This window comes from Dongia sp., from assembly GCF_041905885.1.
Lineage (GTDB): Bacteria > Pseudomonadota > Alphaproteobacteria > Dongiales > Dongiaceae > Dongia.
In genome coordinates, this window is the sequence record NZ_JAYRKD010000008.1 from 49,179 (window position 1) to 62,645 (window position 13,467).

The 13,467-nt window shown below is 66.5% G+C and carries 13 protein-coding genes; 5 read left to right on the forward strand and 8 right to left on the reverse strand.

The window, feature by feature from the left end:
- Positions 1-115 precede the first annotated feature (115 nt).
- The gene (locus tag ACH2CY_RS10365; protein WP_395018742.1) at positions 116-511 is read left to right on the forward strand and encodes a hypothetical protein; all 396 of its coding nucleotides are present in this window, start codon (positions 116-118) and stop codon (positions 509-511) included.
- A gap of 4 nt (positions 512-515) precedes the next feature.
- On the opposite strand, the gene ACH2CY_RS10370 is transcribed toward ACH2CY_RS10365, so the two are convergent.
- The 5 genes from ACH2CY_RS10370 to ACH2CY_RS10390 all read right to left on the reverse strand — a co-directional run bounded on the left by ACH2CY_RS10370 (position 516) and on the right by ACH2CY_RS10390 (position 5,460).
- Positions 516-1,322: an ABC transporter permease gene (locus ACH2CY_RS10370; RefSeq protein ID WP_395018744.1), complete on the reverse strand. Its 807-nt coding sequence runs from the start codon at positions 1,320-1,322 to the stop codon at positions 516-518.
- Positions 1,319-2,152, reverse strand: coding sequence for an ABC transporter permease (locus ACH2CY_RS10375; protein ID WP_395018746.1), 834 nt, complete (start codon positions 2,150-2,152; stop codon positions 1,319-1,321). The genes ACH2CY_RS10370 and ACH2CY_RS10375 overlap by 4 nt, the downstream gene beginning before the upstream one ends.
- Positions 2,153-2,185: 33 nt before the next feature.
- Positions 2,186-3,313 (reverse strand): ABC transporter substrate-binding protein, encoded by a 1,128-nt coding sequence (locus ACH2CY_RS10380; protein ID WP_395018748.1) that lies wholly within the window; start codon positions 3,311-3,313, stop codon positions 2,186-2,188.
- Between the two features lie 29 nt (positions 3,314-3,342).
- The gene (locus ACH2CY_RS10385; RefSeq protein WP_395018749.1) at positions 3,343-4,401 is read right to left on the reverse strand and encodes an ABC transporter ATP-binding protein; all 1,059 of its coding nucleotides are present in this window, start codon (positions 4,399-4,401) and stop codon (positions 3,343-3,345) included.
- A 126-nt stretch (positions 4,402-4,527) separates the two neighbouring features.
- Positions 4,528-5,460, reverse strand: a complete 933-nt coding sequence (locus tag ACH2CY_RS10390; RefSeq protein WP_395018750.1) for a LysR substrate-binding domain-containing protein — start codon at positions 5,458-5,460, stop codon at positions 4,528-4,530.
- A 121-nt stretch (positions 5,461-5,581) separates the two neighbouring features.
- Between ACH2CY_RS10390 and ACH2CY_RS10395 the strand changes: the two genes are divergently transcribed.
- Positions 5,582-6,535: a dimethylarginine dimethylaminohydrolase family protein gene (locus tag ACH2CY_RS10395; protein ID WP_395018751.1), complete on the forward strand. Its 954-nt coding sequence runs from the start codon at positions 5,582-5,584 to the stop codon at positions 6,533-6,535.
- Positions 6,536-6,644: 109 nt separating this feature from the next.
- On the opposite strand, the gene ACH2CY_RS10400 is transcribed toward ACH2CY_RS10395, so the two are convergent.
- Positions 6,645-7,406, reverse strand: coding sequence for an N-formylglutamate amidohydrolase (locus ACH2CY_RS10400; protein ID WP_395018752.1), 762 nt, complete (start codon positions 7,404-7,406; stop codon positions 6,645-6,647).
- Between the two features lie 124 nt (positions 7,407-7,530).
- On the opposite strand from ACH2CY_RS10400, the gene ACH2CY_RS10405 reads away from it, so the two are divergent.
- Genes ACH2CY_RS10405 through ACH2CY_RS10415 form a run of 3 tightly spaced genes read left to right on the forward strand, consistent with a single transcriptional unit; the run spans position 7,531 to position 10,632 of the window.
- A complete protein-coding gene (locus ACH2CY_RS10405) occupies positions 7,531-8,844 on the forward strand; it encodes a glutamine synthetase (RefSeq protein WP_395018754.1) in 1,314 nt (437 codons plus the stop codon).
- The gene (locus ACH2CY_RS10410) at positions 8,831-9,985 is read left to right on the forward strand and encodes an amidohydrolase family protein (RefSeq protein ID WP_395018756.1); all 1,155 of its coding nucleotides are present in this window, start codon (positions 8,831-8,833) and stop codon (positions 9,983-9,985) included. The genes ACH2CY_RS10405 and ACH2CY_RS10410 overlap by 14 nt, the downstream gene beginning before the upstream one ends.
- 8 nt (positions 9,986-9,993) lie before the next feature.
- On the forward strand, positions 9,994-10,632 hold the full coding sequence (locus ACH2CY_RS10415; protein ID WP_395018757.1) for an isochorismatase family cysteine hydrolase: 639 nt from the start codon (positions 9,994-9,996) through the stop codon (positions 10,630-10,632).
- On the opposite strand, the gene ACH2CY_RS10420 is transcribed toward ACH2CY_RS10415, so the two are convergent.
- Together ACH2CY_RS10420 and ahpF are read right to left on the reverse strand one after the other, a co-directional pair.
- Entirely contained in the window at positions 10,577-11,701 is a 1,125-nt protein-coding gene (locus ACH2CY_RS10420; RefSeq protein WP_395018759.1) for an enoyl-CoA hydratase/isomerase family protein, read from the reverse strand. The two genes, ACH2CY_RS10415 and ACH2CY_RS10420, sit on opposite strands and share 56 nt — an antisense overlap.
- Before the next feature lie 105 nt (positions 11,702-11,806).
- On the reverse strand, positions 11,807-13,390 hold the full coding sequence (gene ahpF / locus ACH2CY_RS10425; RefSeq protein ID WP_395018761.1) for an alkyl hydroperoxide reductase subunit F: 1,584 nt from the start codon (positions 13,388-13,390) through the stop codon (positions 11,807-11,809).
- Between the last annotated feature and the right edge of the window lie 77 nt (positions 13,391-13,467).

Consider the following 13,467-nt stretch of genomic DNA (forward strand, 5'->3'; position numbering starts at 1 on the left):
GGAGAGACGGGAACCGATGCACGCTACCCGCGCACGACTCCCCCAAAAGCGAACCGCTAGGAAGCCCGCGGCAAAGAAAAGCCCGGCCAAGAAGGCCGCGCCGAAGCTTGCCGTCGTGGAAGCTCTCCCGCTCGGCGTCGCCAGCCTGGCGGCCCACCGGGCGCAGTTGCCGCAGCGCGCTCCGCTCGGCGCCGAGATCTACGCGCTGGTCGAGTGGATTGCCCCGGCGCGCGAGAGCTGGCGCCGCGGCGAGCTCGAAATCCGCCGCACAGCCTGCATGCCGGTGACCGCGACACTGCAGGGCAATGGCGCATTGGCGGTGACCGACCTGCCGGGCCAGGGCGACCCGCTCCATCTCGACTCGGCGGCAGTCGAGGCGCTGCGCTCTGGCGCCACGCCGGCGCTGACGCTGACCTTGCCGGGGATGCGGATCACGGTCACGGCGGAGGATCTGGGACCGGCCCTGCCGGCGCCGCGTCAGCCTGCCCAGATCCTGGCCTTCCGCCGCTAAGCAGCTAACCGCGGGAGAGCATCCGGCGGACCGCCAGCCGGGCGAGCAGGATCGTCATCGTCAGCAGGATCAGCAGCACCGAGATCGCAGCGATCGCCGGGTCGATATTGTCCCGCAGCCCCATCCACATCAGCCGAGGCAGGGTGATGGCGTTGACGCTGGTCACGAACAGGGTGACGCCGATCTCCTCCCAGGAGAGGACGAAGGAGAGCAAGGCCGCGGTTACGATGCCGAACTTGATGTTCGGCAAGATGACCCTGAAGGCCCGCTGCGCCACCGAAGCGCCAAGGCCCCGGGCGACGAGGTCGATCCGCCGGTCCACCTGGGAGAGCGCCACCAGGATCAGCACCACGGCGAAAGGCGCGATCATCACCACATGGGCCAGCGCCACCCCGAGCCAGGTGTCGTAGCCGACGAGGTCGTTCATCTTGGAAAGCCCGGTCAGCAGGAAATAGAGGGTCATCGCCGAGACCACCGGCGGGACCACCATCGGCAGCAGCACGAAGCCGACCAGCAGGCCGGCCAAGAGCGGCCGTAGCATCCAGATACCGAGCCCGAACATGACCGCCAGCGTGGTCGCGACGGCGCTGCTGACGATCCCGATCCGCAGGCTCAAGAGCAGCCCCTCGCCCCAGGCCGGGTTCTCGAACAGCGCCCGGTAGTGACGGAGCGAAAGCTCGCCTTCGGGCATCGAGAGGAATCGCGCCGGGGTGAAGGAGACCGGCACGACGGCCAGCAGCGGCATCAGCAGAAAGACCGCCGCCAGCACGGCGGCCAGGATGGCGACGGGTCCGGGCCGGTAGCCGGTCATCGCATGAATCCAGCCGGTTTCAGGAAGCGGAACAGCAGGCTGGCCAGCGCCCCGACGATCAGCAGCAACGCCACGCTGATCGCGGCACCCAGGCCCCAGTCGATGCTCTGGAACATGCGCAGATAGACGAGCTCAGCCACCATCACGCTGCGGCCGCCGCCGAGGATCGCCGGGGTCACGAAGAAGCCCAAGGCGAAGACGAAGACGATCAACGCCGCGCCGAGCACGCCGGAAGCCGTCATCGGCACGAACACAGTCCAGAACACCCGGGTCCTTTTCGCGCCCAAACCGCGCGCCGCCATCAGCACCCGGTCGTCGAGCTGCCGCATCGCTGAGGCGATCGGGAAGACCGCGTAGGGCAGCAGGAAGTGGGTCATGCCGACGATGACGCCGAACTCGTTGCGGACCAGGGCGAGCGGCTCGGAGATGAAGCCGATCGACTGCAGCCAGGTGTTGATGAGGCCGCGGTTGGAGAGCAAGGCCAGCCAGCCGAAGGCCCGGGTCAGGACCGAGATCCAGAACGGCACCAGGATGCAGAACTCGGCGAGGTTCCGCTGCAGCGGCGTGCCGCGGACCCAGAGATAGGAAATCGCATAGGCACCGACCACCGAGCAGACGGTGACCACGGCGCAGATCCGGAAGGTGCGGACGAAGACCGCGAGGACCAGCGGGTCCTGGGTCAGCCGGACATATTGGGTGAAGCCGAAGGAGGGCTCGGTGACGCTCCACTCGACCACGCCGAAGAACGGAATGCCGTAGGCCAGCAGCACGAACAGCAGCAGCGGCACCAGCAGCACGAGGCCGGCGCGCATGGATGCGCGCCGGCTCATGCTGAAGGACCTTCAGACGAGGTCAAGCCCGCCTCAGGCGGAGATGATCGCCGTGTAGGCGTCGAGCGCCGCCGAGTAATGCTCTGAATACCAGGGCATATCGAGGCTGATCTGCTTTGCCATGTTGGCCGGATCGACGCAGTTGAACTTCTGCTTCTCGGCCGGGATCAGCGCGTCGGCGGCTGGATTGGCCGGACCCTGGCCCAGCATGTCGAAGATCACCAGCTGCTTCTTCGGGTCCTGGGCGCTGGCGATGAACTTCATCGCATTGTCCTTGCCGCCCGGATTGCCCTTGATCACCGCGAGAGCGCCCGGCGAGAGCAGGCCCTGGTCCCAGACGAACTTGATCTGCCCGCCGCTATCCTGCTCCATCAGGCCCGCGCGGGTCGACCAGACGATCGCCATCGAGGCGTCGCCGTTCATCAGCACCGACTGGCTGTCGGCGCCGCCGCCCCAGAAGGAGACGATGTTGTCCTTGAAGGCCTTGATTTTCGCGTGCGCGCGGTCGAGGTCGAGCGGATAAAGCTTGTCGGGCGCGACGCCATCGGCCAGCAAGGCGGCTTCCCACATCGCCGAGCCCCACTTGTAGAGTGAGCGCTTGCCGGGGAATTTCTCGACGTCGAAGAAATCCTTCATGCCGGTCGGCGCGTTGTCGCCGTATTTCTTCGCATCATAGGCGATCACGTAGCTGTAGAAATAGGTCGAAGCGGCATAATCCCAGCCGAAGCCCTCGCGCATCTTCTTCTTGTCGACCACGTTGTAGTCGATCAGCTCCATCATATCTTGCTTGCCCAGCGTTATCGCCGAGAAGGGATCAGCATCGACCAGGTCCCAGGTCGGCTTGCCGCTCTTCACCTGGGCGGCGATGGCGCCTTCGGTCGGGCCGGTGCCGTCCTCCTTCACGGTGATGCCGGTCTCGGCCAGGAACGGCTTGCCGTAGGCCTCGTCATAGGCCTTGATCGCGTCGCCGCCCCAGTTCACCAGCACCAGCTCGTTAGCCGCGGCCTCGGCATCGCCGGCCTTCAGCGCGAGCGGTGCGCCGGCCACCAGCATCGCCGCGATCTGGGTGAAGCGCCGGCGGCTGATCTCGCCGCGGGCCACTTTCATGGACAGGATCTCCAGACAATCCTTCTGGAACGCCCGGTTGTTGATGTTGGTCATCGTGGTTCTCCCTGCTTGTGATTGTTGCTTCAAGTCGTGGGCAAGAGCCGGCCCTGTTCGGCCGGCCAGTTGATCCAGAACGGCCCGCCGGATCCCAGCAGCGGCGCCGCCTGCTGGCTTGCGAGCGAAAGGGTGATCGGGACGCCACCCGGCGTCTTCAGCTTCAGCCTTGTCGCGCCACCCTGATAGACGACGTCGTCCAAGGCCGCGCGGATCGCGTTGCCGGCGCGCGGCGCCTCGGCACCGGCGCTGATGCCGAGATGCTCTGGCCGGATCGCGAGGATGGCCCCCGCGCCGTTCGCGCCGCTGGCCCGGACCGTCAGCCGGCGATCCTCGAACTGACCCGAGGCGACGCCGCCTTCGACTTTGAGGTCCTGCAGCGGCAGCAAATTGATCTCGCCCAGGAACTCGGCGACGAAGCGGTTGGCTGGCTGCTCGTAGACTTCGTCGGGGCGGCCGATCTGCTGCAGGCGGCCGTGGTCGAAGATCGCGACCCGGGTCGAGAGCGCCAGCGCCTCGCTCTGGTCGTGGGTCACGAAGACGAAAGTGGTGCCGGTCTCCTGGTGCAGGCGCTTCACCTCGGCCTGCATCTGCTCGCGGAGATTCTTATCCAGGGCCGAGAACGGCTCGTCGAGCAGCAGCACGCCGGGCTCGAAGACCAGCGCCCGGGCCAGGGCGACGCGCTGCTGCTGGCCGCCGGAGAGTTTCGCCGGCAGCTTCTTCTCATGGCCGCGCAGCCCCACGCGTTCGATCATCTCGCCGACCCGGCGCTTAATCGCGGCGGGATCGGTGCGACGCACCTGGAGCGGAAAGGCGATGTTGGCTTCGACGCTCATATGCGGGAAGAGCGCGTAGCCCTGGAACACCATGCCGTAGGAGCGAGTCTCCGCCGGCACCTCGGTGATGTCGGCACCGTCGCTGAGCAACCGCCCGTCGCTCGGCGCCTCGAAACCCGCCAATATAAGGAGCAAGGTGGTCTTGCCGGAACCCGAGGGCCCGAGCAGGGTCAGGAACTCGCCCTTGGCGATGTCGAGGGAGATGTCGGAGAGCGCAGTGAAGACGCCGAAGCGCTTGCTGATTCCGCGCACCGTCAGACTCGCGGCAGCTCCGCGTTGCGACATTCCACCTTCACCTGTTCATCATTTTGTCAAAATGCTAGGCGTCAATTTCCCTCACGACAAACAAATAATATTCCAGTCAACGGCGAATCCAATTCACCTGAATGGTTCACTCGGGAGCTGGCGCCGCAGGCTGCGCTGATCCGTGGCTGTCTCCGCTAGCCGCCGGCGCAGCCAGTCGGTGAAGGCGCGGATCGTCGGGTTGGCGCTCTTCTGCGGCTCGACTACGAGGTAATAGGCGCGCGGCGATTTCACCGTCATCTCGAAGGGCCGGATCAGGGTGCCCGCCGCCATCGCCGGGCCGCAGGTGAGTTCGTCGCCCATCGCGACGCCCTGCCCCGCCGTGGTCGCGGCCAGCAGCAGGTTCATATCGGAGAAGACGATGCCGGCTTCCGGGTCTGGCACCTCGACGCCGGCCTGCGAGAACCAGCGGGTCCAGTCCTCGGCATCGGTCAAATGCAGGATCGGCACCTTCAGGAGGTCGGCCGGCTCGTTGAGCCCACCCGCCTTGTTCAGCAGGACCGGGCTGCAGAGCGGCGTGAACTCGACCTCGCTCAGGAGCTCGACCGAGCGGTTCGGCCAGTTGCCGTCGCCGAAGGCGATGAAGACATCGACCTCCGGGCTCACCACCTCGTCCAGGCGGCGCGGTGTGCGGATCTTCAACGCGACGTCGGGATAGCGTTCGACGAACTCGGCGATATGGGTGCAGAGCCAGAGCGAGGCGAAGCCCGGCGTGCAGCTGACCACGCAGGCGCCCCCGATGCCGCGATCGTCATGGCTCTGCCCCGCCTCGCCGATCATCGCCAGCGCCTTGCGGATGTCGGTCGCATAGCGCCGGCCGCGTGCGGTCAAGCCGATGCCCTTGCCGATCCGATGAAACAGGGTGAAGCCGAGCTCCTGCTCAAGCAGGCGGAGCTGGTGGCTGACCGCGCTCCGGGTCAGGCGGAGCTCGTCGGCAGCCTTCCAGACGCTGCCATGCCGGGCGAAGGCATCGAGCGCCCGCAGGGCCTGGGTCGAGGGTGTGCGCATGCAAATCCACCCAATTGGTGAACAGAATTTGACGATAGCGGGTAGAAACTATCACTTTTGGCGCGCCGGATTCACCGATTATTGTTTTTCACCGCCGCCATCCATTGGGGAGACCAGCGCCATGACCGTGCAGCAGCGTGCCAAGACCGAGACCAATCTCCTGGGTTCCGACGCCTTCTCGCTGCGGCGGCGCAATCCCGACGGCGGCACCAAGCCGCTGCAGATCTGGGGCTTACGCAACGAGACCGATCCGCTGACCGACGTGCTGCTGGGCTCGCCCGCCTTCCTGCGCCATCTCGCGACCAGCTCGCTCTCGAAGAAGCATCTCCGGAAGAATCCCTCCAACATTCAGACCGCCCAGGCGCAGCACAAGGACCTGGTGGCGGCCTATGAGAACTTCGGCGTGAAGGTGCATTGGCACACCCCGACGCCGGAACTGCCGATGCAGGTCTATTCCCGGGATTCCAGCGTGATGACGCCCTATGGCGCAATCATCACCGCGATGGCCAACTGGTGGAGACGCGGCGAGAACTATGCCGCAATCCGCACCTATGAAGAGCTCGGCATTCCGATCTACGACATGGTGACCGCGGGCACCTTCGAGGGCGGCGACTTCAACGTGATCGAGGAAGGCGTGGTCCTGATCGGCTGCGGCGGCGCCCGCACGCAGGAGGAAGGTGCGCGCCAGGTCGAGAGCTGGTTCAAGAAGGAAGGCTGGGAAACCCGCCTCGCCTTCTTCGACGAATACTACGTGCACATCGACCTGATGGTGGTGCCTATCGCCCCCAAGCTGACCGCGGTCTGCCTCGCCTGCACCGAGCCCGGCATCGTCGATTGGCTGAAGGCCAAGGGCCACGAGATCATCGACGTGCCGTTCCAGGACACGATGAACCTGGGGTGCAACTTCATGTCGCTCGGCAAGGACCGGGTGATCGCGCCGAAGATCAGCCAGACGCTGATCAAGCAGCTGAAGGCCCGCGGCTTCGAGGTCGCCGAAGTCGATATGAGCGAGATCTCCAAGACCGGCGGCGGCATTCACTGCATGGCGCAGTCGCTTAAGCGCGTGCCGGCGTAGTTTCGCACCCCCACCCCCACCCCGGCCCTCCCCCTGAAGGGGGAGGGAGAAGAAGGCGGTCTCGCTTTGCCCCCTCCCCCTTCAGGGGGAGGGTAGGGGTGGGGGGACGTTACAGCTCCAGCACCTCGGCCAGCGCATCGCCGAACACCTTCGCCCATTGCATCGCGCCGGGGGTCTCCGCGATCAGGTCCTGGCGGAATTCGACCTGCAGGTGCCGCACCGCGCGGCGCATGGCGTGTTGCGGCACGCTGTAATCCTCCGCCGGGTCCAGCGCATAGGGCTGGTTGTCGCCGATCGGCTCCTGGGTCCGCTTCTGCAAGGCCGCGAGCATCGGGGTCGTGAGCCGCCGGTCCTCATGCGACGATAGCGCGATCGGCCAGGGCCGGGATTGGCCGTCGAGCTGCGGCGTCATCGAATGCACTGAGAGCAGGACCGGATCCTTCCGGCTCGCCAGCGCCGCGGTCATCATCTCCTCGACCGCGTTGTGGTAGGGCTGGAACCAGCGCGACATCCGCTCGGCCCGGTCCCAGAGCTTGAGGTTCGCATTCCCCGGGATCGGCGTGCCGTCGACCTTGGCGGGGATCGAGGCCTTGTCGGCGGGATCGCGGTTGCAGTCGATCACCAGCCGCGAGACGCCGCCGAACACCGCCGGCAACCGGAATCGCGCGGCCAGGATCATCGCCACTTCGGCCGCGCCGATATCCCAGGCGATGTGGCGCTTCTGATCCGCCGCGGACAGCCCGAGACCCTTGAGCTCGGGCGGGATCGCGAAGCTGGCATGGTCGCAGATCACGACCAGGCCGCGGTTGAAATCGCCCGGCTTGGCGATGAAGGGCGGGAACGGCACCGGGGCGGAAGCAGGATGGGACATGATGCGCTTGGAATCCTTGGCTCGGCTGCAATTGGTTCGGGGGGAGCTTACAGGATTCTGCTTTGATTGAATCCCCCGTTCGGCAATCATGCGGCCCGGAAGAATTGGGACCGCCGGGGGAAGCATGGGTGAAGGCGAGGTCGTCTATCTGGCCTGGAACGACTATGTCGGTGTCACACGCTGCCGGGGCGTGCCGGCGACCGACGTCGCCAAGCGCATGGAATACGGTCTCGGCTGGGCGGTCGCCGGCCAGGCGCTGACGCCTTTCGACGACATCGCGCCCAATCCCTGGGGCCCGATGCTGGAAGTGCGCCAGACCCCGGTCAAGGAAACCGAGACCCGGGTCGACGTCTGGGACGACGCCCCCGCCTTCCACTTCTTCCTCTGCGATTCGAAGATGCCCGACGGCAGCAACTGGGATTGCTGCACCCGCGGCTTCATGCTGAAGGCGCTGGCCGATTTCGAGCGTGAGACCGGCTTCAAGTTCATCGCCTCCTTCGAGCATGAATTCCTGCTGAGCGGCGCCGGTCTGCCGGAGATGACGCCCTTCTCGCTCGAGGCGGTCCGCATGGTGGCGCCCTTCGTCAAGGAATTGACCCATGCGTTGCAGCAGGCCGACAGCGGCGTCGAGACGGTCGAGCCGGAATACGGCTCGCGCCAGTTCGAGGTCTCCTGCGCGCCGGGGGTCGGCGCCCAGGCCGGCGACCGCGCCATCATCACCCGCGAGGTGATCCGCGAAGCCGCGCGCCGCCGCGGCTATCGCGCCAGCTTCACGCCGAAGCCGATGCCGAACGCCGTCGGCAACGGCGCCCATGTGCATTTCAGCTTCCTCGACAGCCAGGGCGCCAACGCCGCCTATGACCCGAACGGCACCGGCGGCGCTTCAAGGGTGGCGCAGCATTTCATCGCCGGGGTGGTGAAGCATATGCCCGCACTCTGCGCCCTGGTGGCGCCGAGCCCGGTCTCCTATTACCGGCTCGGGCCGCATCATTGGAGCTGCGGCTATGCCAGCTTCGGCATCCAGAACCGCGAGGCCGCGGTGCGGATCTGTCCTTCCCCTGAAAGGGATCCGAAGAAGAAGGGTCGCGCCTTCAACATGGAGCTCAGGGCACCCGACGGCACGGCCAGTCCTTATATGGTGATCGGCGGGCTGGTCCGGGCCGGGCTCGAAGGCATCCGCGCGCAACTGCCGCTTCCCGCCGCCCTGGACAAGGACCCGGCCGAGCTCACCGATGCGGAACGCGCGGCGCTCGGCGTGGTGCCGTTGCCGTCGAGCCTCTCGGAAGCCTTGGATGCGCTCGAGGCCGATCCGGTCGCCAAGGCCTGGCTGCCGCCGGTGATGTACGAGTCCTACACCCTGGTCAAGCGCAAGGAGATCGAGATGTTCTCCGGCTTGGATCCCGCAGAAATTTGCAGGCGCTATCATGACGCATACTGATGCACTCGCCGGCGCCATCGCGACGCCGCTGATCGACCATCACTGCCACGGCGTCTCGCCGGCGGATCTCGACTTCAAGCGCTTCCAGGCGCTGTTCTCGGAGAGCTACCGCCCGCCGGCGCCGGGCACGACCGAGTTCCAGAAACCGCTCGGCCTGGCGATCCGCCGCTTCTGCGCGCCGGTGCTGGATCTCGAACCCTCCTGCCCGGCCGAGGCCTATGTCGAGCGCCGCCTCGCGCTCGGCGCCGCCGAGGTCAACCGGCGCTTCCTGCGCGGCAGCGGCCTGGACTCGCTGCTGGTCGATACCGGCTTGCGCAGCAGCGAGATCCTGGACGTGCCGGGGATGGCGGAATCCGCCGGCCGCCCGGCGCGCGAAGTGGTGCGGATCGAGGCGGTCGCCGAGGAAGTCGCGCAGAGCTGCGGCTCCGGCGCCGCCTTCCCGCGAGCCTTCGCCGATCGCCTGGCCGAGCGCGCGCAAGGCGCGGTCGGGTTGAAGACCATCGTCGCCTATCGCTGCACCTTCAAGATCGACCAGACCGCGCCCTCCGAGGCCGAGGTCGTGGAGGCCGCCGACCGCTGGTTCGCGGCTGCTTCCTTCGCCGGCAAGTGGCGGCTGGAAGACCCGACCATCGTGCGGCATGGGCTGTGGCTCGGCGGCGAGCTCTGCCGGCAGCGCAAATTCCCGATGCAGGTCCATGTCGGCTTCGGCGATCCCGACGTCTACATGCATGCCTGCGACCCGACCCATTTCACCGATTTCATCGCCGCGATGGAGAAGTGGGAGGTGGCGATCACCCTCCTCCACAACTACCCGTTCCAGCGCGAGGCGGCCTGGCTCTCGGAAGTGTTCCAGAACGTCTATTACGACGTCGGCGTGATCCTGAACTACGCGGCGCCGATGTCGCGCGATATTCTGGGCGAAGCGCTGGAGATGGGGAAGTTCTCGAAATTTCTCTACAGCAGCGACGCCTTCGGCCTGAGCGAGCTCTACTACCTGGGTGCCCTGCTGTTCCGCCGCGGCCTGCAGCAGGTGCTCGACCGCTGGCTGGAGGAGGATTTCTGCTCGCTCAAGGACGCCGAGGAGCTCATCCGCTTGGTGGCCTACGAGAATGCGCGGCGCATCTATCCCTTGAACACATGAGCATGAACATGACGACCCTCTCCCGCGAAGTCCCGATCGTCGCCAAGCAGGCGGCTCTGCTCTTCATCGACGTCCAGAACTTCGCCGCCCGGCGCAACGGCGCCGAGTTCAAGGAGATGTCGAAGGACGAGTTCGAGAAGAAATGCGGCTGGTATTTCCAGCAGTTGGAAACCCGCGTGGTGCCCAACATGCAGCGGCTGCAGAAAGCCGCCCGCGCCGCCAAGGTCGAGGTCATGTATACCACGATCGAGAGCCTGACCCTGGACGGCCGCGACCGCAGCCTCGACTACAAGATCACCGGCTTCCACGTGCCGAAGGGTTCCTGGGACGGCAAGGTGATCGATGAGCTGGCGCCGCAGGGCGACGAGATCTGGCTGCCGAAGACCTCGAGCAGCGTCTTCGTCTCGACGCATATCGACTACATCCTGCGGCAGATGGGCGTGAAGCAGCTGATCCTCTCCGGCATCGTCACCGACCAATGCGTCGAGAGCGCCATCCGCGATGCCTGCGACCTCGGCTATCTGGTGACGCAAGTGACCGATGCCTGCGCGACCTACACGCAGGAGCGCCACGACTTCTCGCTCCGGGCGATCAAAGGCTATTGCCGCCAGCGCACGACGGACCAGGTGATCGCAGAGCTCGGCTGAGTTCGAGCTCGCCGCCTGGCAGCGGCGCCAGCAGTGCGTCGATCTCGGCCGCGGTCACTTCGCTCAAAGTCGCCGGCTGCCAACGCGGATTGCGATCCTTGTCCACGAAGATCGCGCGCACGCCCTCGGGGAAGTCGTGCCCGGCGACGATCCGCACCGCCATCCGGTAGTCGTCCTTGAGCACGCGCGCGGTGTCCTGGCCACGCGAATCGATCATGCGGCGCCAGGTGGCGCGCAGGCTCGTAGGCGAGGCGTGGTGCAGCACGGCTTTCGCCTCGGCGATCCAGTCCGCGCCGGATGCGGCTTGGTCGACGGCGGCGACCACGGCATCGAGATCCACGCCGGAGAAGAGCCGGTCGATCTCCGCCCGGCGCTCGGCCAGCGGGCCGGTCCCGGCATCCGCTTCATGCGCGGCGATGATCGCATCGACCGCCGCGCGGTCAAGCTTCGGGGCCGCGACCAGAGCGCCGATCAGCGCGGCGAAGCGCGCCGCCGGAACGTGATGGGTGGCAACGCCGGCGGTGAGGGCATCGGCCGTGCCGACATGCTGGCCGGTCAGCGCCAAATAGCGGCCGATCGCCCCGGGACAGCGGTTGAGGAACCAGGCGCCGCCGACATCGGGAAACAGGCCGAGCACGGTCTCCGGCATCGCCATGCGCAGGGTCTCGCTGGCGACGCGGTGCGAGCCATGCACCGAAAGCCCGAGCCCGCCGCCCATGGCGACGCCGCTCAACAGGGCAATGAACGGCTTGTTGAAGGTGTTGATGCGGTGGTTGACGCGATATTCGGTCGCGAAGAACGACCGTCCGAGGGCCGTCCGCGCCGCGGGATCGGGCAGAATGCCGATCGCGCGGACGTCGCCGCCGGAGCAGAAGGCGCGCTCGGAACTGCTCCGGATCAGCACGGCATCCACCGCCGGGTTCCGGGCCCAATCGTCCAGCACAGTCTCCAGCGCCTCCACCATCGCGAGGCTGAGCGCGTTGAGCGCCTTCGGCCGGTCGAGGGTGATCACGCCCAAGCGGCCTTCGATCGTGGCGATGAGATCGCTGGTGGTCGGTGGAGCCGTCATCGGATTCGCACTCGCTTCAGTCATGCCCGGGCTGGGTCATAGCGGAAGACGCGCAAAGGGGAAAGGAGGACGCCGGGGCGCGTGTTACGCCCCGGCTTCTGGTCCTCAGGCCACCTTGGCTTCCGCCCTCTCGGCGGGCGCAGAGCTGCGGATCAGGTGATCGAAGGCCGCCAGGGCCGCCGTCGAGCCCTGGCCCATGGCAATGACGATCTGCTTGTAGGGCACCGTGGTGCAGTCGCCGGCGGCGAACACGCCCTTGACCGAGGTCTGGCCGCGGTCATCGACGATGATCTCGCCGCGCGGCGAGAGTTCGACCGTGCCCTTCAGCCATTCGGTGTTGGGCAGCAGGCCGATCTGCACGAAGATTCCTTCCAGGGCAATCTTGTGCACCTCGCCGCCGGCCCGGTCCTCGTAGGTGAGGCCGGTCACCCTCTGGCCGTCGCCCAGCACTTCCGTGGTCTTGGCCGAGACGATGACGGTGACATTCGGCAGGCTGCGGAGCTTCCGCTGCAGCACGTCGTCGGCGCGGAGCTTCGCGTCGAACTCGATCAGGGTGACATGGGTGACGATGCCGGCGAGATCGATCGCCGCCTCGACGCCGGAATTGCCGCCGCCGATCACCGCCACGCGCTTGCCCTTGAACAGGGGACCGTCGCAATGCGGGCAATAGGCGACGCCCTTGTTGCGATAGGTGTCCTCGCCGGGCACGCCCATCTGCCGCCAGCGGGCGCCGGTGGAGAGGATCACGGTCTTCGAGCGCAGGGAGGCGCCGTTTGCGAGCTGCACCTCCACCAGGTCACCGGGAACGAGCTTCACCGCGCGCTGGAGATTCATCACCTCCACCTCGTAGCCCTTCACATGCTGCTCTAGCGCCGCCGCCAGCTTCGGGCCTTCGGTGTAGGGAACGGAGATGAAGTTCTCGATGCCCATCGTGTCCAGCACCTGGCCGCCGAAACGCTCGGCCGCGACGCCGGTGCGGATGCCCTTGCGCGCGGCATAGACGGCCGCCGCGGCACCGGCCGGGCCGCCGCCCACGACCAGGACGTCGAAGGCCTCCATCGATTTGATGCGATCGGCGGCGCGGTCGTTGGCGCCGGTGTCGAGCTTGGCGACGATCTGCTCGGCTTCCATCCGGCCCTGGCCGAAGACTTCGCCGTTCAAATAGACGGTCGGCACCGACATGATCTGGCGGGACTCGACCTCGGATTCGAACAGCGCGCCGTCGATGGCGACGTGTTTGATCTTCGGGTTGAGCACGGCCATCAAGTTCAGCGCCTGCACCACGTCCGGGCAGTTCTGGCAGGACTGCGAGAAATAGGTCTCGAAGGTGAAATCACCGTCGAGGCCCTTGATCTGCTCGATCAGCGCCTGCTCGATCTTCGGCGGATAGCCGCCGACCTGCAGCAGGGCCAGCACCAGTGAGGTGAATTCATGGCCCATCGGCAGGCCGGCAAAGGTGAGGTGAATCTTCTCGCCCGGGCTGGAGAGCGAGAAGGAAGGCGCGCGCTCGTTATCCGCCGCGCGATGCTCGGTCAGGGTGATCTTGTCGGAGAGCGGAACGATGTCGTTCAGCAGCGCCAGCATCTCGCGGGCGTTGTCGCTGCCATCGACGCGGGCGGCGATCTCAATCGGGCGCGTCACCCGCTCCAGATAGCCCTTCAGCTGTCTCTTCATCGTGTCGTCGAGCATGATCATCCCCTCCGAGTGGGTAATCTCAATTCAGCAGTTGCGGGGCACGCGGCCTTCCCCGCGAGGGGAAGGCCGGT